Origin of the sequence: Pseudomonas sp. W22_MBD1_FP4, assembly GCF_052113765.1 — a bacterium.
Lineage (GTDB): Bacteria > Pseudomonadota > Gammaproteobacteria > Pseudomonadales > Pseudomonadaceae > Aquipseudomonas > Aquipseudomonas sivasensis.
This window is the reverse complement of the sequence record NZ_JBGQOI010000020.1, coordinates 53,157-77,656: the sequence shown is the minus strand read 5'-3', so window position 1 is coordinate 77,656 and position 24,500 is coordinate 53,157. Positions and strand designations below refer to the sequence as shown.

Here is a 24,500-nt window from a genome sequence, read left to right as displayed (position 1 = left end):
GCGCTTGGAAGCTTCGTTTTAAGGGTCGTTTGGGGTTCAGGTCAATGACCGTTAGGCGTTGGGAATTGCGCCAGTTGCCGGCCTTGGCGTCGAGTGGAAATCGGTGGTACTTAGTAGCGGTGTAGCCGCTTGTCGCTTTTATAGTGTTAGCCCTTGGATATGGGGATGCGAAGCCTCCCCATATCCAAGGGCTGAGCCGGAGAGGCGTAGAGCAAGACGAGTAGGCCACTGCCGCCAGTGAATCTGACGGCGTGCCCTCTAGCACTACTGCCGCAGCACTACCGGATAGGCACCACGCGATCCCGCGCCGCATTGATTGCGCTGGCCGAGAGACTGCCGGTCGCCGCCTTTTGAATGTACTCACTCCACCAGGCCATCATTGGTCGTCGGCGCTCGATGTAATCCGCCCGGTTGTACGCGCTGCGCACCTCATCCTTATCCACATGCGCCAGTGCGACCTCGATCAGTTCCGGGTCCCAACCGTGTTCGTTGAGGATGGTGCTCGCTATCGAGCGCAGCCCGTGGCTGACGAGTCGATCCTGGAAGCCCATTCTCTTTAGCGCCATGTTCGCCGTCTGGCTGTTGGCGTGGGTACGCGGATTCCGATCAGAGGGAAACACATATTCACGGTTGCCGCTTAGTGGCCGGACTGTGGTCAGCAACGCAAGCGCCTGGTCTGTGAGCGGGATCGCATGCGGGCGCCGTTTTTTCATGCGCTCTGCGGGGATCACCCATAGTGCTTTATCAATGTCGATATCGGCCCACCGTGTAGTAGCCGCCTCGGCAGGGCGGGTCATGGTGTGCAATTGCCATTCGAGCAAGCAGCGCGTGATGCGCTTGATGCTCGCATTGGCGATTTCCATCATCAGCTCGGGAAGCTCCTCGGGTGGAAGCGCGGCCATGTTTTCCTTTCTCGGTTTTTTGAAAACCGAGCGGATACCGGTCAGCGGGTTGGCAAAGATCAGCCCGGAGTTCACGCCGTAGGTCATGATCTCGTTGAGCCGCTGACTGACGCGCTTCACCGTCTCCAGGCTGCCTTTCGCCTCAAGCGGTCGAAGTAGCTTTATCACCATCGGAGCGGTCACGTCCTTGAGGGGCGTGGTTTTCATGCTGGGTAAAACATGCAGCACCAGCGAGCGCCAAATGTCTTCCGCGTAAGCAGGTGTGACCGAGTCCTTCTTGAGCTCGAACCAGGCGGTAGCGACCTTCTCGAAGGTGTGCTCGTTCTCGGCCAACCTTGCCTGTCGAGCCTCATCGCGTTGGGCTTTTGGGTCTATGCCCAGCGCGAGCATTTCCCGCGCCTCTGTCGCTTTCTTTCGAGCGTTGGCCAGTGAAAGGTCGGGGTAGGGGCCGAGCGCCATGTTGAGGCGGTTTCGGGTTAAAGGCTCGCGGTAGTTGAAGTTCCAGATCATCGAGCCGCTTGCGCGTACCCGAAGCTGCAGACCATCGCCGTCGGTGAGGACGAAGTCTTTACCAGTGGCCTTTACCGCCTTGAGCTGGCGGTCGGAGAAGCGGCTTGCGTTAGTAGGCATTGGGATACCTCCAGCAGCGTTTTGGTATCCTGAAAATAGCACTGGGTAGCCTGGGATACCACCCGGGATACCAAAAGCGCTGGAACTCAAAAAACCGCTGAAGACCGCAAAGGCGCTGAAAGCCCCGTATTTACTGGCCTGCAGGCACAAAAAAAGACGTCCTTGGACGTCTTTAGTTGATCAAATGGTGGAGCCGGGGGGATTTGAACCCCCGTCCGCCAGTACTCCGCTGTCGGTACTACATGCTTAGCCGTGTCTATTAAGTTAACCCTCAGCGACCCGACTGGCAGGGTGCTTTGGGCGAGTTGTGTAAGTTTTAGCCGCTTCGTCCACAACGTACTGCACGGCGATTCTGTTCTATATGACAATCACTTTGGGTTTACAGACATCCCCTGGTGATTGCTGGACCCGAAGGTACCAGAAGCTCAGGTCTAAGGCTGCTTACGCAGCGATAGCGAATTCCTGGCCGTAGTTTTCGTCATTGGCAACTATAAGTAGTTGCAACAGTGGATTTACGAGTTCTGTTACCAACTCGGCATGCACCTAAAGTTTCGCGACCGGCGTCGAATCCTAAACGGCCCCGTGCTTGTAACTCGTTGTTTCATAGTGAGTGACAAGCCTGTGCAGTGTACGCCATACGGTCACCGAAGGCCAACCCGAAGGTTGGCCTTACTGCTTACTTGCCGCCTTTGTTGCTGTTTTGCAGGTCTTGCAGGGTTTTGTTGGTGACTTCGATGCACTGCTTATCATCGCCAGACGCGTGAAATGCCTTGGCTTGGGAGACAACCGTATCTATTTCCCCACTCTTGCCGGTGGTGTCGGTGGCGAGTGTCGCTTTGGCGTTGTTAATTTTGTCTATATTGATCTGGCACAGGTCTTTTTCACTGTCGGCCGCGAAGACCGGGGACGCCAGCATCGCAGCGGTAACGAACAAGCCAGCAAGAGCGGAACGCTTCATAGGGTATCTCCTTGCGCAAAGGGCTCGACGCTGCTGGCCTTCAAGCGCTGCCAGCGACATCACTGATTGGCCTCGTTCGTCGAGGCCTATTCAAGTGACTACGCTGGCGTGCAGGGGTTCTGTTTTTTTTGCAGGATTATTGGGCGCGGGCCTGGGTGACGCGGTCCACGAGGTACACCAGCCCGTGATAATCAATGCCGCCATGCTGGCTCAAGCCGATTTCGCAGGTGCGGCTGGTGGAGATGCCTTCGCTGCAATATTGCACGGCATCCTTGAGGGTGCGCAGTGAGTGGGCATTGAGTTCTGGCGTGGTGAAGCCTTTGTCGCCGGCAAACCCGCAGCAGTGGATGCCTTCTGGAATCACGACGGTTTTGGCGCAGCGACGGGCTAGGTCGATCAGCGCCTGGCTTTCTCCCAGGTGTTGGGTACTGCAGGTGACGTGTACGGCGATCGGTGCTTCCTGCGGCATGAAATCAAGGCGGTCCATCAGGTGCGTGCGGATAAAGCGTACTGGGTCGTAGAGGTCCAGGCGGGTTTCGCCCAGGTCTTGCACCAAACGAAGTGTGCACGGGCTGGTGTCGCAATAGATCGGATCGAGGCCGCCGCGGCTGGCGTGGAGCAGGGCGCCGATCAACTCCTGGCGCTTGTGCTCTGCCTGTTCGGCATAGCCTTTGGACGCGAACGGCTGGCCGCAGCACAGGCTGTCTTGGTTGTCGGGAAAGACGACCTGGTAGCCAGCCTTTTCCAGCAGGCCCCGGGTTTTGTCGTACAGCGACATCTGCTCTTTATCGCCGGACGCCGGGCCCATGGCGCGTGAGACGCACGCCGCCAGGTAGACCACTCGAGGCCGCTCATCCGTCACAGCCGGGCTGAAACGAATAGCCTTTTCCGGCTGTGGCATAGCGCTGCTCCACTGCGGAATTTGTCCCTTGGACAGCTTGGTCACGGTGGCAGACAGCTTCGCCAGGCGAGGAGCGCCGAGCAGCATGCGAGCACCATTGGCGACATGCAGGGTAAAGCGCGCACCTTGCAGTGCGGTGGCGAAATGGGTGGCGAGCCATTCGGCTGTTTTCGTACGGTCGGCGTCACGACTGCGCAGCTTTTTCACCAAGTCGCCGGTATTGATTCCCACAGGGCAGCGCTGGGCGCATAGCCCGGTGGCTGCGCAGGTGTCGATGCCTTGGTAGTGGTAGGCGGCTTCCAGTTCGGTGGTGTCGACGCCGGCGCGTTTCTTCGCCTGAATGTCGCGCCAGATCACGATGCGCTGGCGTGGGCTCAACGTCAGGCCTTTTGAGGGGCACACAGGCTCGCAGAAGCCGCACTCGATGCACTTATCCACAAGCTCGTCGGCTGCAGGCAGTGGTTTGAGGTGCTTGAGGTGAATCTGCGGGTCGTTGCTGAGCACTACGTCGGGGTTGAGAATGCCGTTGGGGTCGAGGAGGCGCTTGAGCTGCCACATCAGTTGGTAGGCATCGCTGCCCCATTCCAACTCGACGAATGGCGCCATATTGCGTCCGGTACCGTGCTCGGCTTTCAGTGAGCCGCCGAACTCGACGGCCACCAGTTGCGCTACGTCATCCATGAACGCTTGGTAGCGTGTGACTTCTTCGGCGCTGTTGAAGCCTTGGGTGAACACAAAGTGCAGATTGCCTTCCAGGGCGTGTCCGAAAAGGATGGCTTCGTCGTAGTGATGTTTGTCGAACAGTTCGATCAGACGGTTTACGCCGATGGCGAGTTGCTCGACGGGAAAGGTTACGTCTTCGATGATCACCGTGGTGCCGGTTTTGCGCACAGCGCCGACGGCAGGAAAGGTGTCCTTGCGAATCGCCCAGAGTCGGGCGTTTTCTACAGGGTCTTCGGTGAAATCGACCTGTTTCTCGACGGGGAAAACGGCCAGGGACGCCATGATCAGCGCCATTTGCTCATGCAGCAAAGAAGGTGATGCCGCGCGGGATTCGATGAGCAGCGCGCAGGCATTTTCCGACAGGTGTTGTACGAAGGCGGGCATGCCGGGTTTGTTCTGGACCGAACGCATGCTACGTCGATCCAGCAGCTCTACGGCTGAGACCGGCTGGGTTTTCAACACGGTTACTGCGTTGCAGCACGTCTCCACATTGGGGAACACAATCAATGCCGAGGCTTTGTTGGGATGATCGATCACGGTGTCGTAGGTCACTGCGCTTATAAAGCCCAGCGTCCCCTCGGAGCCGACCAGCAGATGGCTAAGAATATCCAGTGGTTCATCGAAATCCACCAGGGCATTGAGTGACAGTCCTGTGGTGTTTTTCAGACGATATTTGTGGCGGATTTTCGCGGCGAGTTCGGCGTTTGCCCGCGTCTCGCGACCCAGTGTCGCCAGGCGTTCAAGCAGCGCGCCGTGCCGCTCACGAAAGGCGCTGACGCTGGCCGCATCTTCGGTGTCCAGGCAACTGCCGTCGGCCAGCACCAGACGAATGCCAGCCAAGGTGTGATAGGTATTTTGCGCGGTGCCGCAGCACATGCCGCTGGCATTGTTGGCGACGATTCCGCCGATCTTGCAGGCATTGATCGATGCGGGATCCGGGCCGATCTTGCGCCCGAACGGCGCCAGCCAGGCGTTGGCCTGGGCACCGATTACGCCGGGTTGCAGGCGGATCTGAGTCCCGTGCCCGCGAATCTCGCGGCCGTTCCAATTGTCTCCCAGCACGATCAGTACGGAGTCGCTGATCGCTTGACCGGACAAACTGGTGCCGGCCGCGCGGAAGGTCACCGGCACGCGCTCACGCTGGGCCAGTTGCAGCAGAGCTACCACTTCACCTTCCGACTCCACGCGGATCACTAGTTGTGGGACCAATCTGTAAAAACTGGCGTCGGTGCCGAATGCGAGGGTGGAAAGTGGATCGTCGAAACGCCGATCTTTTGGGATCAGCTGTGCGACGTCAGCTAAGAAAGCGGCAGGCAGACTCATGGGGCCTCCAGGATCAGCACCCCCAGGGCGCCGTATTGACACGAATGCGCAATGCCGACGCCGAGGTTACCGCCCGGCGTCGGCTATTACCCTATTGCTTGTGGCTTTAGTGCACCAGCATGCCGGTAAACCAGTAGGCCTGAGCCAGCGTGATCAGCCCGACGATTGTGGCGAAGAACAGGCTGTGCTTGAGGGTGAAGCGGAACAGATCGGATTCCTTGCCCACCAGGCCGGTTGCGGCGCAGGCCACTGCGATCGATTGCGGCGAGATCATTTTGCCGGTGACGCCGCCGCTGGTGTTCGCTGCTACCAAGAGGGTGTCGTTGACGCCGATCTGGTGCGCTGTAGTGGCTTGCAGCGAACTGAACAGGGCGTTGGACGAAGTGTCGGAGCCCGTCAGGAAAACGCCCAGCCAGCCAAGGAACGGTGAGAAGAACGGGAAGGCTGCACCGGTACCAGCCAATACCAGCGCCATGGTCGACGACATACCGGAGTAGTTGGTGACGAAGGCAAATGCCAACACCATGCCGATCGACAAGATTGGCCAGCGCAGTTCGTAGAATGTCTCTTTTAAAGTGGTAAGACCAATCTTGATGTTGATCTTCAGTACGAGCATCGAAATCAGTGCGGAGAAGAAAATCGCGGTACCAGTGGCTGAAATTGGGTCCAGCTTGAATACCGCTGGAATGGCAGTCGGGTTGGTCACGATGGGTGCGACCTTGACCACCAGTTGGTCCAGGTGTGGGATCGCGAAGTTGAATACCCAGCTGTACATAGAGCCGCCGGCGGCGAACATCGCCTTGAACGGTTTGAGCGTCCAGATAGTGACCAGCACGGTGAGGATCAGGAATGGCGACCAAGCCTTGAAGATCTGCCCCAGGCTATAAGGCGAGGCGACGGTGCTGCGTGGCAAGCCGAAGCCGCCAACACTGGCGGTAATGGCTACGCCGGAGGTTGCGCCCGCAATCTGCGCGCCTGCGGTGCGCTTGGGTTGCCAGACTTTCAGGAACAGGGTCAGGGAAATCAGGCTGGCCAAAGCCGAGGTGATGTCCGGCAGTTCCGGGCCGATGAAGTTGGACGTGAAGTATTGAGTGATGGCAAAGCTCAAGCCAGCGACCAGCGCAGCCGGCCAGGTTTCGCGCACACCGCGCAGGCCATCCATCATAAATACCAGCCAGAACGGCACGAACAGCGACAACAGGGGCAGCTGGCGTCCGGTCATGGCGCCGATCTTGAAGGCATCGATACCGGTCACTTGCCCGGCAACGATGATCGGAATCCCCAGGGCGCCAAAGGCAACGGGCGCGGTGTTGGCAATCAGGCACAAGCCGGCTGCGTACAGCGGGTTGAACCCCAGGCCTACCAGCAATGCGGCGGTAATTGCCACGGGGGCACCGAAACCGGCAGCGCCTTCCAGGAACGCGCCAAAGCAGAAGCCGATCAGCAGCACCTGTAAGCGTTGGTCATCGGTGATCGACAGCACCGAGCTGCGGATGATCTCGAACTGGCCACTCTTGACCGTTAGTTTGTAGAGAAACACCGCCGCGACAATGATCCAGGCAATAGGCCAAAGACCGTAGGCGAAGCCGTAGCCAGCAGCGGCCAGCGCCATATCTACTGGCATCTGAAAGGCAAAGATTGCCACCAGTATCGACAGCGCCAACGTGATGCTGCCGGCCACGTGGCCTTTGAGGCGAAACACGGCCAGGGCCAGGAAGAAAAATACGATCGGAATAACGGCGGCCAATGCGGACAGGCCGAGGCTGCCGAGCGGGCTGTAAAGCTGTTGCCAGGTTTGCATATGGGGTGGCCCCTAATTGTTGTTGGTCAGGCACTTTTTAGTCGATCTGGATAATTGGTATTACCAATTTACAATCGCTGGAGGGTAGGTTAAAAGCCTTCAGGGGATGTGTCAATTTGCCGCTCGCGAAACTTTGGTCGTAGGTCATTGGGTAAGACCATCTGATCGGTTGAATCGAAGCTGTTCTGATAGGTGCTGGAAGGGCGGCGATAGGCCAGAATAGAGGGCCCGGCGAGTGGTCGGGATGGTGGAGGGTGAGTTATGGGGTTTGATCAGGTGCGTCAGCGCCGTTTGTCTGACGATATTGTCGAGCAGCTTGAGGGGATGATCCTTGAGGGCACGCTGAAGTCGGGTGAGCGCTTGCCGGCTGAGCGCGCTTTGGCTGAGCGGTTTGGCGTGTCGCGTCCGTCGCTGCGGGAGGCCATTCAGAAACTGGCGGCCAAGGGGTTGTTGGTGAGTCGGCAGGGCGGAGGCAATTATGTTGCCGAGTCACTGGGCTCGACGTTCAGTGATCCGTTGCTACACCTGTTGGAAAACAACCCCGAGGCGCAGCGTGACCTGCTGGAGTTCCGCCAGACCCTCGAAGCGTCCTGTGCTTATTACGCTGCGTTGCGTGCCACCGAGGTCGATCGCGAGCGGCTGACCGCTGCATTCGAGGCGCTGCAGGATTGCTATGGCCGCGTTGATGAAGTGAGTCGGGTCGAGGAGGGTGCTGCGGATGCAAGATTTCATCTGGCCATTGCGGAGGCCAGTCATAACGCCGTGTTGCTGCACACCATTCGCGGCCTGTTCGACCTGCTCAAGCGTAACGTGGTGACCAATATTGGCGGCATGTATCAGCAGCGTACGGAAACTCGCGACATGCTGATCAGTCAGCATCGGGAGTTGTACCTGGCAATTATTGAGGGGCGGGCAGAGCAGGCGCGAGAAGTCTCAACGCGTCATTTGGAATACGTGCAGGAAGTGTTGGCGGAAGTGCGTCAGGAGGTTCAGCGCGTGGCGCGAGCGGAGCGTCGTAAAGGGATGTAGCCGGGGGATTTATTCCGAGGCTACATCGTCACAAGGGTTACTCTTCCTTGCCCTTGTTGCGCACAGCGCGATGCAGTTCCCGGTTGGAATCGCGTTCGCGCTCGGTATCACGCTTGTCGTATTCCTTCTTGCCCTTGCCCAGTGCGATCTCGCACTTGACCAGATGCTTGCTCCAGTACCAGGACAGGCAGATGCAGGCGTAGCCTTTCTGCTGCACGGCAGCGGCGAGCTTTTCCAGTTCGCGTGCGTTGAGCAATAGTTTGCGCGTGCGCACCGGGTCGGCAATTACGTGGGTGCTCGCAGTGGTCAACGGGGTGATATGACTGCCCAGCAGCCATGCCTCGCCATCCTTGAGCAATACGTAGCTGTCGACCAGTTGCAGCTTGCTGGCACGCAGACTTTTTACTTCCCAGCCGGCCAGGACCAGACCAGCCTCGAACCGATGTTCGATGAAGTAATCGTGTCGCGCCTTTTTATTTTGCGCGATGGTCCCTGTGGGGTGTTTCTTTTGTTTAGCCATAGGGGCGGCATTATAGGGAGTTGCGAGCGTGTCGGCTACGGTCAACCTACGTGCTTGAGCGTGTTGGTCGAATCCCGGACAATGCTGGCAGTTCTTTGCTTTTTTTCTCTCGCGGAACGAGCTGTTCTTTCGCGATGTTTGCCGCTCAGCTGTGGAAATAACGCGCACATGACGACGCATATTCAACGTTCGGCCCTGCTGCCCTATCCGGCGCAGGCGCTCTATGACCTGGTCAACGACGTGGCGCGTTACCCGGAATTCCTGCCTTGGTGTTCAACGGCTGAGGTGCTTGAAAGCACTGATGAGCACATGGTCGCCAGTGTCGGTGTGGCGAAAGGTGGGCTGGGCCAGCACTTTGTCACGCGCAATGTGTTGGTGCCGGGCAAGTCCATTGAAATGAATCTGCAGGAAGGCCCTTTTACCCAGTTACACGGTATCTGGGTATTCAAGGCGCTGACCGACAAGGCCTGCAAGATCAGCTTGGACCTGTCGTTTGATTACGCTGGCCCGCTTGTGCGGGCGACATTGGGGCCATTGTTCAATCAGGCGGCCAATACGCTGGTAGATGCGTTCTGTCAGCGGGCCAAGCAACTGCATGGTTGAGATTGAGTTGGTATACGCTGCCCTAGATCAGCAGGTCTTGCTGGCGGTAACGGTGGCTTCGGGTACCAGTCTGCGAGGGGCGGTACAGGCGTCAGGAATTGCAGTGCGGTTTCCCGAGTTGGATCTGGCTGATTGTCCTTTGGGGATATTCGGTAAGGTTGTCGCGGACGCTGAAGCGCGCGTTGTGCAATCGGGTGATCGCATTGAGATCTATCGCCCTTTGCTCGTCGACCCTAAAGAGGTGCGAAGGCTGCGTGCCGCCAAGGCGGCGTTGATCAAGCAGCAGAACTCATAAGATTGCTAATCATCAGGCAACAAAAAGCCCGGCATGCCGGGCTTTTTTGTAGGTGCCGCAATGTTACTGCGGGCTGGTGTCCAGTGGCTGAGGCGTCGGTACCGGAACGGTTTCCACTCCGTCGACGTCCTTCTGGATCTTGTCGAGCAACGAGCCTGGCTTCGCTGGTACTTCGGATTTCGGCTTCTCGCTTTCCTGCGCAGGTGCAGTCACGTTGGTGCCGTTGTCTTTACCTAGCAGGGCTTCATCTCGGCTTACGCCAGGCATGAAGTCACCCGACAGGCTGACAAGCTGGTCATTGCCATTGAAAATGACGCTGACACGTTCCTGTTGGCGTTCACCGCCACCAGGCTGCAGGCTGTAGAGATAATCCCAGCGATCGGCGTGGAAAGTGTCGGTCAGCAGGGGGTTGCCCATAATAAACCGTACTTGCCGTCGGGTCATTCCCGGGCGTAACTGGTCTATCATGTCCTGCGTGACGACATTGCCCTGCTGGATGTCGATTTTGTAAACCCCGGGGAATGAACAACCGGCGAGTGCGAGCAGTCCCACAAAGGTGAAACTGGTTAGCAAGAGCTTGGTGTTTTGCATCGGTGGGCGACTTCCACTATCTTGGCTGGGACAACGTAAACGCCGATCATACCCGTATTAAGAGAAGCTGCGAAGCAGCATCCGCGAGAAAGCTAACCATGGTTGAAAATAGCGAACTACGCAAAGCCGGTCTTAAAGTGACTCTGCCACGAGTCAAGATTCTACAAATGCTCGATTCTGCTGAGCAGCGCCACATGAGTGCCGAGGATGTTTACAAGGCGCTGATGGAGTCTAACGAGGACGTCGGCCTGGCCACGGTTTACCGTGTACTGACCCAGTTTGAAGCCGCAGGGCTGGTGGTTCGTCATAATTTCGACGGCGGTCATGCAGTGTTCGAATTGGCCGACGGTGGTCATCATGACCATATGGTTGACCTGGATACCAATGAGGTTATCGAGTTCACTAGCCCAGAGATCGAAGCGCTGCAGCATAAGATTGCTGAGGAGCATGGATTCGATTTGGTTGACCACAATCTCGTGTTGTACATCCGTAAGAAAAAGTAAAAATCGATGCAGATTCGCTCTGCAAAACGATTGAAGGCGACCCTAGGGTCGCCTTCGTGCTTTCTATATAAGGAAAAGTTTGGGTCAGGCCTTGGTGGTTACGACCATCTTCTTAGCGTGTGCTAAAGACTCTTTAGTCAGGTCGATACCCCCGAGCATTCGGGCCACTTCTTCAACGCGTTCCGACTTGCTCAGCTTAGATACTGCCGTGTGTGTCGCATCGCTTCCTCTTACCTTGTGCACAAATAAGTGTTGATGCCCCTGGGCTGCTACTTGTGGCAAGTGAGTGACCGTCAGTACCTGCCCTCGATCTCCCAGGCGACGCAGCAACTGGCCAACAATCTCCGCGGTAGGGCCGCCGATGCCTACGTCAACCTCATCGAACACGAGCGTAGGTACCCGGGATGTTTGCGCAGTAATCACCTGGATCGCCAGGCTGATACGCGACAGCTCGCCACCGGACGCCACTTTTGCAAGCGCCTTGAGCGGCTGCCCTGGGTTGGCGCTGACCAATAGCTCAACCTGCTCCAGGCCGTGTGGCTGCAACTCAGTAGTGGTGTTGGCGCGCAATTCAATGGTGAAGCGCCCGCCCGGCATCCCCAGGCGCTGGATTTCCTGCTCAACGGCATCTGCCAGACTGCTGGCGGCCTGTTGGCGCAGCTCGCTCAGTTCGCGGGCCTTTTCCTGGTAATGGCGGGCAAAAGAGCCGAGCTCTTCGCCTAGTCGCTCGATGGATTCGTCATTCGCGTTCAGCGTCTCGATTTCATCCAGCAGCTTTTGCTGCATGGTTGCTACTTCAGTGGGTTGGATTCGATGTTTGCGCGCCAGGGTGTAGATGGTGTCAAGACGCTCTTCTATTTCCTGCAGGCGCGCCGGGTCGGCGTCGAAATGATCCAGGAAGCGGTTGAGCTCGCCTACTGCTTCTTCTACTTGGATTTGCGCACTGGTCAGTAGGGTTGTGGCTTCACTCAATGAGCCCGAAGCGCTGTTAACGCTGGACAATCTGTTTAGGCTCGCCGTGAGCGCATTGAGCACGTTGCCGGAGTCGCTCTCGCTGCACTGCTCAACCACTTGGCGGCAGATACCCAGCAGGGTTTCGGCGTTGGTGAGGTTCTTGTGTTCCTGCTCCAGTTGTTCCAGCTCAGTTTCTCCAAGACCCAGGCTTTCCAGTTCTTCAAGTTGATAGCTGAGCAGTTGGTGGCGAGCGCGCTGCTCGTCGCCGGAGTTGGACAGTCGCTCCAGCTCCTGGCGAGTCTGGCGCCAGCGCTGGGCAGCCAGTTGTACTTGCCGGGCAAGGTCGGTTGCGCCGGCGTATTCGTCGAGCAGGCGGCGGTGGGTATCGGTTTTGAGCAGGGACTGGTGCTCATGCTGGCTATGAATGTCTATCAGCAGTTCACCCAGGGCTTTCAGGTCGCCGAGGGGGCAGGGCGTTCCATTGATATAGCCGCGCGAGCGTCCTTCGGCAGTGATGACGCGGCGCAGGATACATGGGCCGTCATTATTGAGGTCGCGCTCGGCTAGCCAGCCTTCGGCTTCGGGGATATCGGCGAGGTCGAAGGTGGCCAGGATGTCGGCCTTGTCAGCCCCTGGGCGCACTACGCCACTATCGGCTCGGTCGCCCAGGGTCAGGCCCAATGCGTCGAGCATGATCGACTTGCCGGCGCCGGTTTCGCCTGTGATTACGCTCATCCCGCGATCCAGTTCGAGATCCAGATGTTCAACGATGGCGTAGTTATGTACGGACAGGTGCACGAGCATGAAGGCCGCTCCCAGGCTTTAGGTCTGGTTATTTATACAGTGTTTTGTTTGGGGCTGACAATCCTGATGCTTAGCTCGATTTGCTCGGTCCGGCAGGTTTTTTAGCGCAAAGAAGAATGTTGGCGCGGGAATTGATCTATGGCAAGCGAAAGACTTTTGGTAACGCCTGCGCCCTTGAACCTTGAAATTGTGGCCCCATATACCGGAGCAGAAGCGCGAGTTGAGTTCGCGCATGATTTTGAAAGGAGAAATCTATGGCTGACGAACAGACGCAGGATACGCAAACTCCAGATGCCAATTCGGCTGCCGGTGATGAACTGGCAACTCGTGTGCAAGTGCTCGAAGAGCAGTTGGCCGCTGCGCAGGATCAGTCGTTGCGTGTTGCCGCCGATCTGCAGAACGTCCGCCGCCGTGCCGAGCAGGATGTAGAAAAGGCTCACAAGTTCGCGCTGGAAAAATTCGCCAATGACTTGCTGCCGATCATCGACAGCCTGGAGCGTGGTCTTGAATTGTCTAATCCGGATGACGAAAACATCCGCCCGATGCGCGAAGGTATTGAGCTGACCTTGAAAATGTTTCAGGACACTCTGAAGCGTTATCAGCTTGAAGCCATCGATCCGCAAGGCGGCGAACCGTTCAATGCTGAGCATCACCAGGCTATGGCCATGCAGGAAAGCCATGATCTGGAACCTAATAGTGTGTTGAAAGTGTTCCAGAAGGGTTATCAGCTCAACGGCCGTCTGCTGCGTCCGGCAATGGTAGTGGTGAGCAAGGCTCCTGCACCGGTTGCACCTTCTATTGATGAGCAGGCTTGAAATCCGCCGCAAGGCCCCCATCTATAAGTCAAGCGTTTAAGTGCTACCGCAGTTAGCCACCACTGCTGCGGCAACCAAATTCAAGTTTCGGGAGAGTAAATCATGGGCAAAATTATCGGTATTGACCTGGGGACCACCAACTCCTGCGTCTCCGTGCTGGAAAACGGCGTAGCAAAAGTAATCGAAAACGCCGAAGGCGCGCGTACCACGCCGTCGATCATTGCTTACGCCAACGACGGTGAAATCCTGGTTGGTCAGTCGGCCAAGCGCCAGGCAGTGACTAACCCGCATAACACGCTGTACGCGGTAAAACGTCTGATTGGTCGTAAATTCGACGAAGAAGTCGTACAGAAAGACATCAAGATGGTTCCGTACAAAATCGCCAAGGCTGACAACGGTGACGCCTGGGTTGAAGTAAACGGCCAGAAAATGTCGCCGCCACAGATCTCGGCTGAAATCTTGAAAAAGATGAAGAAGACTGCCGAAGACTACCTGGGTGAGACAGTGACTGAAGCGGTGATCACCGTTCCGGCCTACTTCAACGACAGCCAGCGCCAGGCGACCAAAGACGCCGGCCGCATCGCGGGTCTGGACGTAAAACGTATCATCAACGAACCAACCGCAGCTGCTCTGGCTTACGGTATGGACAAGGCCAAAGGCGACCACACTGTGATCGTTTATGACCTGGGTGGCGGTACCTTTGACGTCTCCGTGATCGAAATTGCTGAAGTGGACGGCGAACACCAGTTCGAAGTGTTGGCTACTAACGGCGACACTTTCCTGGGTGGTGAGGACTTTGACATTCGTCTGATCGACTACCTCGTTGACGAATTCAAGAAAGAAAGCGGCATGAACCTCAAAGGTGACCCGCTGGCGATGCAGCGCCTTAAAGAAGCCGCTGAAAAAGCCAAAATTGAGCTGTCTTCCGCTCAGTCGACCGACGTTAACCTTCCGTACATCACGGCAGACGCTACCGGTCCTAAGCACTTGAACGTGAAGATCTCTCGCGCCAAGTTGGAAGCGCTGGTTGAAGACCTGGTTCAGCGCACTATCGAGCCTTGCCGCATCGCGCTGAAGGACTCCGGTATCGACGTTGGTGCTATCAACGACGTAATCCTGGTGGGCGGTCAGACCCGTATGCCACTGGTTCAGAAGTTGGTTACCGAGTTCTTCGGCAAAGAAGCACGTAAAGACGTAAACCCGGACGAAGCGGTTGCCATGGGTGCTGCCATCCAGGGCGCGGTATTGGCCGGTGACGTGAAAGACGTGTTGCTGCTGGACGTAAGTCCGCTGACCCTCGGTATCGAAACCATGGGTGGCGTGATGACTGCGCTGATCGAGAAAAACACTACGATTCCTACCAAGAAATCCCAAGTGTTCTCGACTGCCGATGACAACCAGGGTGCTGTGACCATTCACGTGCTGCAGGGTGAGCGTAAACAGGCTGCTCAGAACAAGTCCTTGGGCAAGTTCGATCTGGCTGAGATTCCACCAGCACCACGTGGCGTGCCACAAATTGAAGTGACCTTCGACATCGACGCCAACGGCATCCTGCACGTCGGCGCGAAAGACAAGGCTACCGGCAAAGAGCAGAAGATCACCATCAAGGCCAACTCCGGTCTGTCTGATGAAGAAATTCAACAGATGATTCGTGATGCTGAAGCCAATGCTGATGCGGATGCCAAGTTCGCAGAACTGGCTGGTGCTCGTAACCAGGGTGACGCACTGGTTCACTCGACGCGCAAAATGATCGCTGATGCTGGCGAGAAAGTGACCGCTGAAGAGAAGGCCGCAATTGAAGCCGCTGTAGTTGCGCTGGAAGCCGCTGTAAAAGGTGACGACAAGGCGGCTATCGATGCCAAGGTTGAGGAACTGTCGAAAGTCTCCGCGCCAGTTGCTCAGAAGATGTACGCCGAACAAGGTCAGCCCGCTGACGCTGCTGCGCAACAGGCAGAGCCTGAAGCCAAGCACGACGACGTTGTCGATGCTGAGTTCGAAGAAGTTAAAGAGACCAAGTAAGTTGGTCGCCCGGTTGACCGCTATCAAGCGGTGACTGGTAGGATGTCGCCGCGCGGGAGCTTGCTCCCGCGTTGGCGTGTCTGGGGTATGTGAATTTTTACAGCATGCGACAACGCTCGGATGCTGGCGGTGTGATCGGGAATGCTCCTGCTTTCCGATCAATAAATACCGCGTTTTTGGCCGGGTCCCTGGCTAAAAAGTAGTAATGACCAGGATCGTTGAATTGACGTGAGTTGGGTCCGGGCCTGTATTGGGGCTCAACGAGTTTAGTCGGGCTCAGGAGGGTCTGGCTGAACGTCCTTAAGAGTGCAAAGACTTATGGCAAAGCGTGACTATTACGAAGTATTGGGTGTGGAGCGCGGCTCCAGCGAGGCGGACCTGAAAAAGGCTTACCGTCGCTTGGCGATGAAGCACCACCCGGACCGTAATCCGGATAGCAAAGAATCCGAAGAAATGTTCAAAGAGGCCAACGAGGCCTACGAATGTCTGTCTGATCCCAACAAGCGTGCAGCCTACGACCAGTATGGTCATGCGGGTGTCGACCCAAGTATGGGGGGTGGCGGTGCTGGTTTTGGTGGTCAGAACTTCTCCGATATTTTCGGTGACGTATTCAGTGACTTCTTTGGCGGTGGCCGGGGTGGTCAGCGTGGTGGCGCCCAGCGTGGTAGCGACTTGCGTTACACCCTGGAACTGAACCTGGAAGAGGCCGTGCGCGGTACCAGCGTCAATATTCGCGTACCGACGTTGGTTAACTGCAAGCCGTGCGATGGTTCGGGGGCTAAGAAAGGCTCTTCGCCGATTACCTGCCCAACCTGCGGCGGTATCGGCCAGGTTCGTATGCAGCAGGGCTTCTTCTCGGTGCAGCAGACCTGCCCGCGCTGCCATGGCCAAGGCAAGATCATTTCCGATCCGTGTGATTCGTGCCACGGTGAGGGCCGCGTCGAAGAGTACAAGACCCTCTCGGTGAAGGTGCCGGCTGGTGTTGATACTGGTGATCGTATTCGCCTTTCTGGCGAGGGCGAGGCCGGGGCGCAGGGTGGACCAACGGGTGACTTGTACGTGGTGATCAATGTGCGCGAGCACTCGATCTTCCAGCGCGATGGTAAGCACCTGTTCTGCGAAGTGCCGATCAGCTTTGTCGATGCGGCCTTGGGTGGCGAGTTGGAGATTCCGACCCTTGATGGTCGAGTCAAGCTCAAGATTCCTGAGGGGACGCAGACCGGTAAACAGTTCCGCATCCGTGGCAAGGGCGTAGCGCCGGTGCGCGGTGGCGGTGCTGGCGACCTGATGTGTCGTGTGGCGGTGGAAACTCCCGTCAATCTGGGGCGCCGTCAGCGTGAACTGCTTGAAGAGTTCCGCAGTTCGTTGGAGGGCGATGACACCCATTCGCCGAAAACCACTGGCTTCTTCGAAGGCGTGAAGCGCTTCTTCGGCGACCTGTAAGGAAGTGAGTATGCGACGTATAGCCGTAATGGGCGCTGCCGGGCGCATGGGCAAGACGCTGGTCGAAGCAGTGCAGCAGCGTTCGCCGGCCTCTGGGCTGACGGCGGCGATTGTTCGCCCTGGCAGCACGTTGATTGGTGCGGATGCGGGTGAGTTGGCTTCGCTGGGGCGTATCGGTGTGTCGTTGTCCGGCAACCTGGAACAGGTGGCTGACGAATTCGACGTGCTGATCGATTTCACGCTGCCGGAAGTGATGCTGAAAAATCTCGCATTCTGCCGTAAGGCGGGCAAGGCGATGGTGATCGGTACCACGGGTTTGACTGCCGAGCAGAAGCAGTTGTTGGTGGAGGCGGGCAAGGATATTCCTGTCGTCTTCGCTGCCAACTTCAGTGTTGGCGTGAACCTGTCGCTCAAGTTGCTGGATATGGCGGCGCGCGTGTTGGGTGATGAGGCGGATATCGAGATTATCGAAACGCATCACCGTCACAAGATCGATGCGCCGTCGGGCACAGCGCTACGCATGGGCGAAGCTATTGCTGATGCGCTGGGGCGTGACCTGTCTAAAGTGGCCGTTTACGGTCGTGAAGGCCATACCGGTGCGCGAGCGCGTGACACCATTGGCTTTGCGACCGTTCGCGGTGGTGATGTTGTGGGTGACCACACCGTGCTGTTCGCTACCGAGGGCGAGCGCCTGGAAATCACACACAAGGCTTCCAGTCGCATGACATTCGCCAAGGGGGCGGTGCGTGCTGCGCTTTGGTTGGAAGGTCGTGAAGCAGGCCTGTACGACATGCGCGATGTACTGGATCTTCACTAATCAGTAGCTAAAACGGGGTCTCAGGATTATCCTAAGGCCCCGTTTTTACCCGCTAAGCGACGTCCTGTCGCATTCTCCTGCCTTTAAGGCTCATTAGCGGTGGACCAAAAAAGCCTTTTTCTGTAAGCTACAGCTTTAGTGTGTCCACTAAAAGCGCGCAGAATAATTCAGTGAAGAAGCGGGGTGACGTGTCCATACGTCACTCCGCTTTTTTACAACCTGCGATCGCCCTTTCAGGCTTTATTTACGGGAGGTCTTCTTGACTAAGCCAGCCATACTCGCCCTTGCTGATGGCAGCATTTTTCGCGGCGAAGCCATTGGAGCCGACGGTCAAACCGTTGGAGAGGTGGTGTTTAACACCGCCATGACCGGCTATCAGGAAATCCTTACCGATCCTTCCTACGCCCAGCAAATCGTTACCCTGACCTATCCGCACATCGGCAATACCGGTACCACACCGGAAGACGTCGAGTCTGATCGTGTATGGTCGGCCGGCCTGGTCATTCGTGACCTGCCACTGGTTGCGAGCAACTGGCGTAACACGATGTCGCTGTCGGATTACCTGAAAGCCAATAACGTCGTGGCGATCGCCGGTATCGATACGCGTCGCCTCACACGCATCCTGCGTGAAAAAGGCTCGCAGAATGGCTGCATCATGGTCGGTGACAATATTTCCGAAGAAGCGGCGATTGCCGCGGCGCAAGGCTTCCCAGGCCTGAAAGGCATGGACCTGGCGAAAGTCGTCAGCACCAAGGAGCAGTACGAGTGGCGCTCTACGGTCTGGGACTTGAAGACCGATAGCCACGAGACCATCGACGCGGCTGACCTGCCTTATCACGTGGTCGCTTACGACTACGGCGTTAAATACAACATCCTGCGCATGCTGGTTGAGCGCGGTTGCCGCGTGACCGTTGTTCCTGCGCAAACCCCGGCCAGCGATGTTCTGGCCCTGCAACCGGACGGTGTGTTCCTGTCCAACGGCCCGGGTGACCCGGAGCCTTGCGACTATGCCATCCAGGCCATCAAGGAAGTGCTGGAAACCGAGATTCCGGTATTCGGTATCTGCCTGGGCCACCAGCTGTTGGCGTTGGCCTCCGGTGCCAAGACTCTGAAAATGGGTCATGGCCATCACGGTGCCAACCACCCTGTGCAGGACTTGGATACAGGCGTTGTGATGATCACCAGTCAGAACCACGGGTTTGCGGTGGATGAAGCGACCTTGCCGGGCAACGTCCGGGCAATTCACAAGTCGCTGTTCGACGGTTCCCTTCAAGGCATCGAACGCACCGACAAAAGCGCGTTCAGCTTCCAGGGCCATCCTGAAGCCAGCCCGGGCCCGAACGACGTAGCGCCGCTGTTCGACCGTTTCATTAATGAGATGGCCAAGCGACGCTGACTGAGCGGCCTGCGGGCGGCCCCGAAACCCGGTGGCCCCCGAAGGTTCTTCAAAGATTGTTCAAGACGGCTTGCCGATTGACCTGCGGATTTGAGTGACAAACCCATGCCAAAACGTACAGACATAAAAAGCATCCTGATTCTCGGCGCTGGCCCGATCGTAATCGGCCAGGCTTGCGAATTCGACTACTCCGGCGCCCAGGCTTGCAAGGCCCTGCGCGAAGAGGGCTACCGCGTCATCCTGGTGAACTCCAACCCGGCCACGATCATGACCGACCCGGACATGGCTGACGCCACCTACATCGAGCCGATCAAATGGCAAACCGTTGCCAAGATCATCGAGAAGGAGCGTCCGGACGCCCTGTTGCCAACCATGGGTGGCCAGACCGCTCTGAACTGTGCCCTGGACCTGGAGCGCGAAGGCGTCCTGGAAAAATTCGGCGTAGAGATGATCGGCGCCAATGCCGACACCATCGACAAGGCTGAAGACCGTTCGCGTTTCGACAAGGCCATGAAATCCATCGGCCTGGCGTGCCCGCGTTCCGGCATCGCCCACAGTATGGAAGAGGCCTATGCGGTCCTGGAAACCCTCGGTTTCCCGTGCATCATTCGTCCGTCCTTTACCATGGGAGGCACCGGTGGCGGCATCGCCTACAACCGTGAAGAGTTCGAAGAAATCTGCGCCCGTGGTCTGGACCTGTCTCCGACCAAAGAGCTGCTGATCGACGAGTCTCTGATCGGCTGGAAAGAATATGAGATGGAGGTTGTCCGCGATAAGAAGGACAACTGCATCATCGTCTGCTCCATCGAAAACTTCGATCCGATGGGCGTGCACACCGGTGACTCGATCACTGTTGCTCCTGCACAAACCCTGACGGACAAGGAATATCAGATCCTGCGTAATGCCTCCCTGGCGGTATTGCGTGAGATCGGTGTGGAAACCGGCGGTTCCAACGTCCAGTTCGGCATCTGCCCGGACACCGGTCGTATGGTCGTGATCGAGATGAACCCGCGTGTTTCCCGTTCGTCGGCCCTTGCCTCTAAAGCTACCGGCTTCCCGATTGCGAAGGTCGCGGCCAAGCTGGCTGTGGGTTACACCCTGGACGAGTTGTCGAACGACATCACCGGCGGCAAGACCCCTGCGTCCTTTGAACCGTCCATCGACTACGTAGTGACCAAGCTTCCACGTTTTGCCTTTGAGAAATTCGCCAAGGCTGACGCGCGTCTGACCACTCAGATGAAGTCGGTCGGCGAAGTTATGGCCATCGGCCGTACGTTCCAGGAGTCCTTGCAGAAAGCTCTGCGTGGTCTGGAAGTGGGGGTTTGCGGCCTCGACGAGAAGCTCGACCTGAGCAACCCGGAAAGCATGAGCGTGCTCAAGCGTGAGCTGACTGTGCCGGGCGCCGAGCGTATCTGGTACGTCGCTGACGCCTTCCGTGCCGGTATGACTGTCGAAGACATCTTCGGCATGAACATGATCGACCCATGGTTCTTGGTACAGATCGAAGATCTGATCAAGGAAGAAGAGAAGGTCAAGACCCTGGGGCTGGCTAGCATCGACCGCGACATGATGTTCCGCCTCAAGCGCAAAGGCTTCTCCGATCAACGCCTGGCCAAACTGCTGGGTGTGACCGAGAAGAACCTGCGCACGCATCGCCATAAGTTGGACATCTTCCCGGTCTACAAGCGCGTTGATACCTGTGCGGCCGAGTTCTCCACCGATACCGCGTACCTTTACTCCACCTACGAGGAAGAGTGCGAGGCTGCGCCGTCGGGTCGTGACAAGATCATGATCCTGGGCGGTGGTCCTAACCGTATCGGCCAAGGCATCGAGTTCGACTACTGCTGTGTGCACGCCGCGCTCGCTCTGCGCGCCGACGGGTACGAGACCATCATGGTCAACTGCAACCCGGAAACTGTTTCCACCGACTACGACACCTCTGATCGCCTGTACTTCGAGCCAGTGACACTGGAAGACGTGCTGGAAATCGTGCGCGTTGAGAAGCCGAAAGGCGTGATCGTGCAGTATGGCGGCCAAACCCCGCTTAAACTGGCGCGTGCGCTTGAGGCTGCTGGAGTGCCGATTATCGGTACCAGCCCGGACGCTATCGACCGCGCTGAAGATCGTGAACGCTTCCAGCAAATGGTTGAGCGCCTTAACCTGCGTCAGCCGCCAAACGCTACCGTTCGCAGCGAAGATGAAGCCATCCGTGCAGCCAGCAAGATCGGCTATCCGCTGGTGGTGCGTCCTTCCTATGTGCTGGGCGGTCGGGCGATGGAAATCGTCTACGAAGAGGACGAGCTCAAGCGTTACTTGCGTGATGCGGTGAAAGTGTCCAATGACAGCCCGGTGCTGCTGGACCACTTCCTCAACTGCGCCATCGAAATGGACGTCGATGCGGTTTGCGACGGCACCGACGTGGTGATCGGCGCGATCATGCAGCACATCGAGCAGGCAGGCGTTCACTCCGGTGACTCCGCATGCTCGCTGCCGCCATATTCGTTGCCGCTGCACATCCAAGATGAGATGCGCGAGCAGGTCAAAAAAATGGCCCTTGAGTTGGGTGTTGTCGGCCTGATGAACGTTCAGTTGGCGCTGCAAGGCGAAGACATCTACGTCATTGAGGTTAACCCACGTGCTTCGCGTACCGTACCGTTTGTATCCAAGTGCATCGGTGTGTCCCTGGCCATGATCGCTGCCCGTGTGATGGCTGGTAAGACCCTGAAGGAAATCGGCTTCACCAAGGAAATCATTCCGAACTTCTACAGCGTGAAAGAGGCGGTGTTCCCATTCGCCAAATTCCCTGGTGTGGACCCAATCCTGGGCCCAGAGATGAAGTCCACCGGTGAAGTGATGGGCGTGGGCGATACCTTCGGTGAAGCATTTGCCAAAGCTCAGATGGGCGCCAGCGAAGTGCTACCGACCGGCGGAACTGCGTTTATCAGTGTGCGTGATGACGACAAACCACTAGTTGCGGGCGTTGCCCGTGATCTGATCAGCTTGGGCTTTGAAGTAGTTGCCACAGCAGGTACCGCCAAGCTGATCGAAGCGGCAGGCCTGAAGGTGCGACGCGTAAACAAGGTGACGGAAGGCCGTCCGCACGTGGTCGACATGATCAAGAATGACGAAGTTACTCTGATCATCAACACCACCGAAGGTCGTCAGTCGATCGCGGATTCCTACTCTATTCGCCGTAATGCCTTGCAGCACAAGATCTACTGCACCACCACCATTGCTGCTGGCGAAGCTATCTGTGAAGCGCTCAAGTTCGGTCCAGAAAAGACCGTGCGCCGCTTGCAGGATCTACACGCAGGATTGAAGGCATGATCAAATACCCAATGACCGTCCAGGGCGCAAAGGCCCTGGAAGAGGAGCACGCCCATCTGACCAAGGTCGTACGTCCTAAGTTGAGCCAGGACATCGGTACGGCCCGCGAGCTGGGTGACTTGAAGGAAAACGCTGAATACCACGCTGCTCGCGAGCAGCAAGGTATGGTCGAGGCGCGGATCCGTGACATCGAAGGGCGCATGCAGAATGCGGTCATCATCGATGTCACGACCATTCCGAAAACCGGCAAGGTGATTTTCGGCACGACCGTGGAAATCGCTAACGTCGAGACGGACGAAAGCGTGGTCTATCACATCGTTGGCGAAGACGAAGCTGACTTCAAACTCGGCAAGATCTCTGTCGGTTCGCCGCTCGCCCGCGCCTTGATTGCCAAGGAAGAGGGTGATGTGGTCGCTGTAAAAACACCTGGTGGCGTGATCGAGTACGAGATTGTTGAAGTTCGTCACGTCTGAAAGGCGGCGCCCGCTTCGTGCGGGCGCCATGCTTTGGCAGCTCTCCCAGATGCTTTGGGTGGGTGGCCTGTGGTTGCTGCACATTGGTGTACTCCCGGTGCTGGGCCTTATTGGCCTGGCTCCGCTGTTGATCGATGAGATCGATGGATTGCTGAGCGCGTTGCTGGTGGGGTTTGCAGCGGCGTGCGTGACCCTTCAGGCATTGGTGCTGGTCAAGGCTGAGGGTTTTGTGAGTTTGTGGCGGGATATTCGCGGCCAACTGCTGTTGATGGCGCTGTATGCGTGTGCAATGTATTGCATCGTGCATGTTTGGCTGCCGGAAGCGTTGCGCTGGCAGCTATTCAGCTATCTTGTGCTAGGGTTTTCCGGCTTGGTGTTGGTAGTACAGCCCGCGCCAGGATGGAGTGGCAGGGCGCGCAAAGCACGCCCGTGACCCTTGTGTCATTTGAAGCGATGAACGTTCGACAGTTGCTTGTTGACGCTGAAGTTCTTGCGATACAGCAGCGCCATCTTGCCGATGACCTGAACCAGGTCCGCTTTGCCAACCTTGCACAGTTCTGCAATGGCGGCCAGGCGCGCTTCGCGGTCAAGGATGTTGACCTTAATCTTGATCAGTTCGTGATCGCCCAATGCGCGTTCAAGTTCGGCTAACACACCCTCAGTCAAACCGTTGTCTGCCACAATCAGAACTGGTTTCAGATGGTGGCCAATGGATTTGTACTGTTTCTTCTGCTCTTGAGTGAGCGGCATAATCTGACCCCTGCGTCTGATCTTGTAAAAAGCGGCGGCCAGTTTACCCGAGCGAGTCCGGGACCGCCCAGTTAATCACGACCCGTTTTATTTTCGAGGTGGCCCGTGGCCCGTTCCAAAACTAGCCTTAAGTGGCTGCAAGAGCATTTCAACGATCCTTACGTCAAAAAGGCGCAGAAGGACGGCTACCGTTCGCGGGCCAGTTACAAGCTCCTGGAGATCCAAGACAAGGACAAATTGATTCGTCCGGGCATGAGCGTGATTGATCTTGGCGCGGCGCCGGGTGGCTGGTCTCAAGTGACCAGTCGTCTGATTGGTGGCCAGGGAAGATTGATCGCGTCCGACATCCTTGAGATGGACAGCATCCCGGATGTGACCTTTGTGCACGGCGACTTCACCCAGGACTCGGTATTGGCCGAGATTCTGGAGGCCGTGGGAAATTCGCAGGTAGACCTTGTGATTTCCGACATGGCCCCCAATATGAGTGGATTACCGGCCGTCGATATGCCGCGGGCCATGTTCCTCTGTGAATTGGCACTGGATTTGGCGGGCCGGGTGTTGCGTCCGGGCGGTGATTTCCTTGTGAAAGTCTTCCAGGGCGAAGGTTTTGACGAGTATCACAAGAACATTCGCAAGCTGTTCGACAAGGTGCAGACGCGAAAGCCGGACTCTTCCCGGGACCGGTCTCGCGAGCAATATCTGCTGTGCCGCGGGTTCCGCGGGGTTGAAGGCGCGGCGAGTGAAGAGCGTTTTTGATTTATTCGAGGAGGGCGATAGGTTTTTTTATGTCGCTTTCGTCACGAAGCTTTACGAATATTATGTAGTCAAAGTTTCACAAAGGGTTACAGACGGCGCCTGCCAGAGTTGTAGGTAATGTAGTAAGTTAGGCCGGTGAATATCATGCGAAGCGCGCGCCAGTAGCG

21 protein-coding genes and 1 other RNA gene are annotated in these 24,500 nt (G+C 57.2%); 13 read left to right on the top strand and 9 right to left on the bottom strand.

What is annotated here, in order from left to right; genetic code table 11:
- Window positions 1–278: 278 nt before the first annotated feature.
- From ACEN2T_RS22925 to ACEN2T_RS22905, 5 genes are all read right to left on the bottom strand, one after another.
- A complete protein-coding gene (locus ACEN2T_RS22925; protein ID WP_003400138.1) occupies window positions 279–1,532 on the bottom strand; it encodes an integrase domain-containing protein in 1,254 nt (417 codons plus the stop codon).
- Window positions 1,533–1,717: 185 nt separating this feature from the next.
- Window positions 1,718–2,114, bottom strand: a transfer-messenger RNA (tmRNA) gene (ssrA, locus tag ACEN2T_RS22920).
- 94 nt (window positions 2,115–2,208) lie between these two features.
- Window positions 2,209–2,490, bottom strand: coding sequence for a hypothetical protein (locus ACEN2T_RS22915; protein WP_032884699.1), 282 nt, complete (start codon window positions 2,488–2,490; stop codon window positions 2,209–2,211).
- Window positions 2,491–2,626: 136 nt separating this feature from the next.
- Window positions 2,627–5,437, bottom strand: a complete 2,811-nt coding sequence (locus ACEN2T_RS22910; RefSeq protein ID WP_095186250.1) for an FAD-binding and (Fe-S)-binding domain-containing protein — start codon at window positions 5,435–5,437, stop codon at window positions 2,627–2,629.
- Between the two features lie 106 nt (window positions 5,438–5,543).
- Window positions 5,544–7,238: a lactate permease LctP family transporter gene (locus ACEN2T_RS22905; RefSeq protein ID WP_032884701.1), complete on the bottom strand. Its 1,695-nt coding sequence runs from the start codon at window positions 7,236–7,238 to the stop codon at window positions 5,544–5,546.
- 261 nt (window positions 7,239–7,499) lie between these two features.
- On the opposite strand from ACEN2T_RS22905, the gene ACEN2T_RS22900 reads away from it, so the two are divergent.
- A complete protein-coding gene (locus ACEN2T_RS22900) occupies window positions 7,500–8,267 on the top strand; it encodes an FCD domain-containing protein (RefSeq protein ID WP_032884703.1) in 768 nt (255 codons plus the stop codon).
- Between the two features lie 37 nt (window positions 8,268–8,304).
- Here the strand turns inward: ACEN2T_RS22900 and smpB are convergent, their stop codons facing one another.
- Window positions 8,305–8,787 (bottom strand): SsrA-binding protein SmpB, encoded by a 483-nt coding sequence (gene smpB / locus ACEN2T_RS22895; protein ID WP_003176160.1) that lies wholly within the window; start codon window positions 8,785–8,787, stop codon window positions 8,305–8,307.
- A 168-nt stretch (window positions 8,788–8,955) separates the two neighbouring features.
- On the opposite strand from smpB, the gene ACEN2T_RS22890 reads away from it, so the two are divergent.
- Together ACEN2T_RS22890 and ACEN2T_RS22885 are read left to right on the top strand one after the other, a co-directional pair.
- Window positions 8,956–9,390 (top strand): type II toxin-antitoxin system RatA family toxin, encoded by a 435-nt coding sequence (locus tag ACEN2T_RS22890; RefSeq protein ID WP_032884705.1) that lies wholly within the window; start codon window positions 8,956–8,958, stop codon window positions 9,388–9,390.
- Window positions 9,383–9,685, top strand: coding sequence for an RnfH family protein (locus ACEN2T_RS22885; RefSeq protein WP_442117587.1), 303 nt, complete (start codon window positions 9,383–9,385; stop codon window positions 9,683–9,685). The genes ACEN2T_RS22890 and ACEN2T_RS22885 overlap by 8 nt, the downstream gene beginning before the upstream one ends.
- 63 nt (window positions 9,686–9,748) lie before the next feature.
- On the opposite strand, the gene ACEN2T_RS22880 is transcribed toward ACEN2T_RS22885, so the two are convergent.
- Window positions 9,749–10,276 carry an outer membrane protein assembly factor BamE gene (locus ACEN2T_RS22880; protein ID WP_017528805.1) on the bottom strand — a complete coding sequence of 176 codons (528 nt, stop codon included), beginning with the start codon at window positions 10,274–10,276 and terminating at the stop codon, window positions 9,749–9,751.
- Window positions 10,277–10,374: 98 nt separating this feature from the next.
- On the opposite strand from ACEN2T_RS22880, the gene fur reads away from it, so the two are divergent.
- Window positions 10,375–10,779 carry a ferric iron uptake transcriptional regulator gene (gene fur / locus ACEN2T_RS22875; RefSeq protein ID WP_003194220.1) on the top strand — a complete coding sequence of 135 codons (405 nt, stop codon included), beginning with the start codon at window positions 10,375–10,377 and terminating at the stop codon, window positions 10,777–10,779.
- 84 nt (window positions 10,780–10,863) lie between these two features.
- On the opposite strand, the gene recN is transcribed toward fur, so the two are convergent.
- On the bottom strand, window positions 10,864–12,537 hold the full coding sequence (gene recN / locus ACEN2T_RS22870; RefSeq protein WP_442117586.1) for a DNA repair protein RecN: 1,674 nt from the start codon (window positions 12,535–12,537) through the stop codon (window positions 10,864–10,866).
- A gap of 254 nt (window positions 12,538–12,791) precedes the next feature.
- Between recN and grpE the strand changes: the two genes are divergently transcribed.
- The 8 genes from grpE (at window position 12,792) to ACEN2T_RS22830 (ending at window position 23,260) form a co-directional block, all read left to right on the top strand.
- Complete coding sequence (gene grpE, locus ACEN2T_RS22865; protein ID WP_017139264.1) at window positions 12,792–13,352, top strand: nucleotide exchange factor GrpE; 561 nt, start codon at window positions 12,792–12,794, stop codon at window positions 13,350–13,352.
- A gap of 102 nt (window positions 13,353–13,454) precedes the next feature.
- On the top strand, window positions 13,455–15,371 hold the full coding sequence (gene dnaK, locus ACEN2T_RS22860) for a molecular chaperone DnaK (RefSeq protein ID WP_032884708.1): 1,917 nt from the start codon (window positions 13,455–13,457) through the stop codon (window positions 15,369–15,371).
- A gap of 318 nt (window positions 15,372–15,689) precedes the next feature.
- Window positions 15,690–16,814, top strand: coding sequence for a molecular chaperone DnaJ (gene dnaJ / locus ACEN2T_RS22855; RefSeq protein ID WP_181640508.1), 1,125 nt, complete (start codon window positions 15,690–15,692; stop codon window positions 16,812–16,814).
- 10 nt (window positions 16,815–16,824) lie between these two features.
- On the top strand, window positions 16,825–17,631 hold the full coding sequence (dapB, locus tag ACEN2T_RS22850) for a 4-hydroxy-tetrahydrodipicolinate reductase (protein WP_032884711.1): 807 nt from the start codon (window positions 16,825–16,827) through the stop codon (window positions 17,629–17,631).
- A 259-nt stretch (window positions 17,632–17,890) separates the two neighbouring features.
- A complete protein-coding gene (gene carA / locus ACEN2T_RS22845) occupies window positions 17,891–19,027 on the top strand; it encodes a glutamine-hydrolyzing carbamoyl-phosphate synthase small subunit (RefSeq protein WP_032884712.1) in 1,137 nt (378 codons plus the stop codon).
- Between the two features lie 105 nt (window positions 19,028–19,132).
- The gene (carB, locus tag ACEN2T_RS22840; RefSeq protein ID WP_032884713.1) at window positions 19,133–22,354 is read left to right on the top strand and encodes a carbamoyl-phosphate synthase large subunit; all 3,222 of its coding nucleotides are present in this window, start codon (window positions 19,133–19,135) and stop codon (window positions 22,352–22,354) included.
- Window positions 22,351–22,827, top strand: coding sequence for a transcription elongation factor GreA (gene greA, locus ACEN2T_RS22835; RefSeq protein WP_032884714.1), 477 nt, complete (start codon window positions 22,351–22,353; stop codon window positions 22,825–22,827). Before carB ends, greA begins: the two co-directional genes overlap by 4 nt.
- Window positions 22,828–22,855: 28 nt before the next feature.
- Complete coding sequence (locus ACEN2T_RS22830) at window positions 22,856–23,260, top strand: hypothetical protein (protein ID WP_032884715.1); 405 nt, start codon at window positions 22,856–22,858, stop codon at window positions 23,258–23,260.
- Between the two features lie 8 nt (window positions 23,261–23,268).
- Here ACEN2T_RS22830 and ACEN2T_RS22825 read toward each other — a convergent pair whose 3' ends face one another.
- Window positions 23,269–23,577, bottom strand: coding sequence for a YhbY family RNA-binding protein (locus ACEN2T_RS22825; protein ID WP_017139256.1), 309 nt, complete (start codon window positions 23,575–23,577; stop codon window positions 23,269–23,271).
- 105 nt (window positions 23,578–23,682) lie between these two features.
- Here ACEN2T_RS22825 and rlmE point away from each other — a divergent pair, with 105 nt between their 5' ends.
- The gene (gene rlmE, locus ACEN2T_RS22820) at window positions 23,683–24,333 is read left to right on the top strand and encodes a 23S rRNA (uridine(2552)-2'-O)-methyltransferase RlmE (protein ID WP_003235041.1); all 651 of its coding nucleotides are present in this window, start codon (window positions 23,683–23,685) and stop codon (window positions 24,331–24,333) included.
- Window positions 24,334–24,500 lie beyond the last annotated feature (167 nt).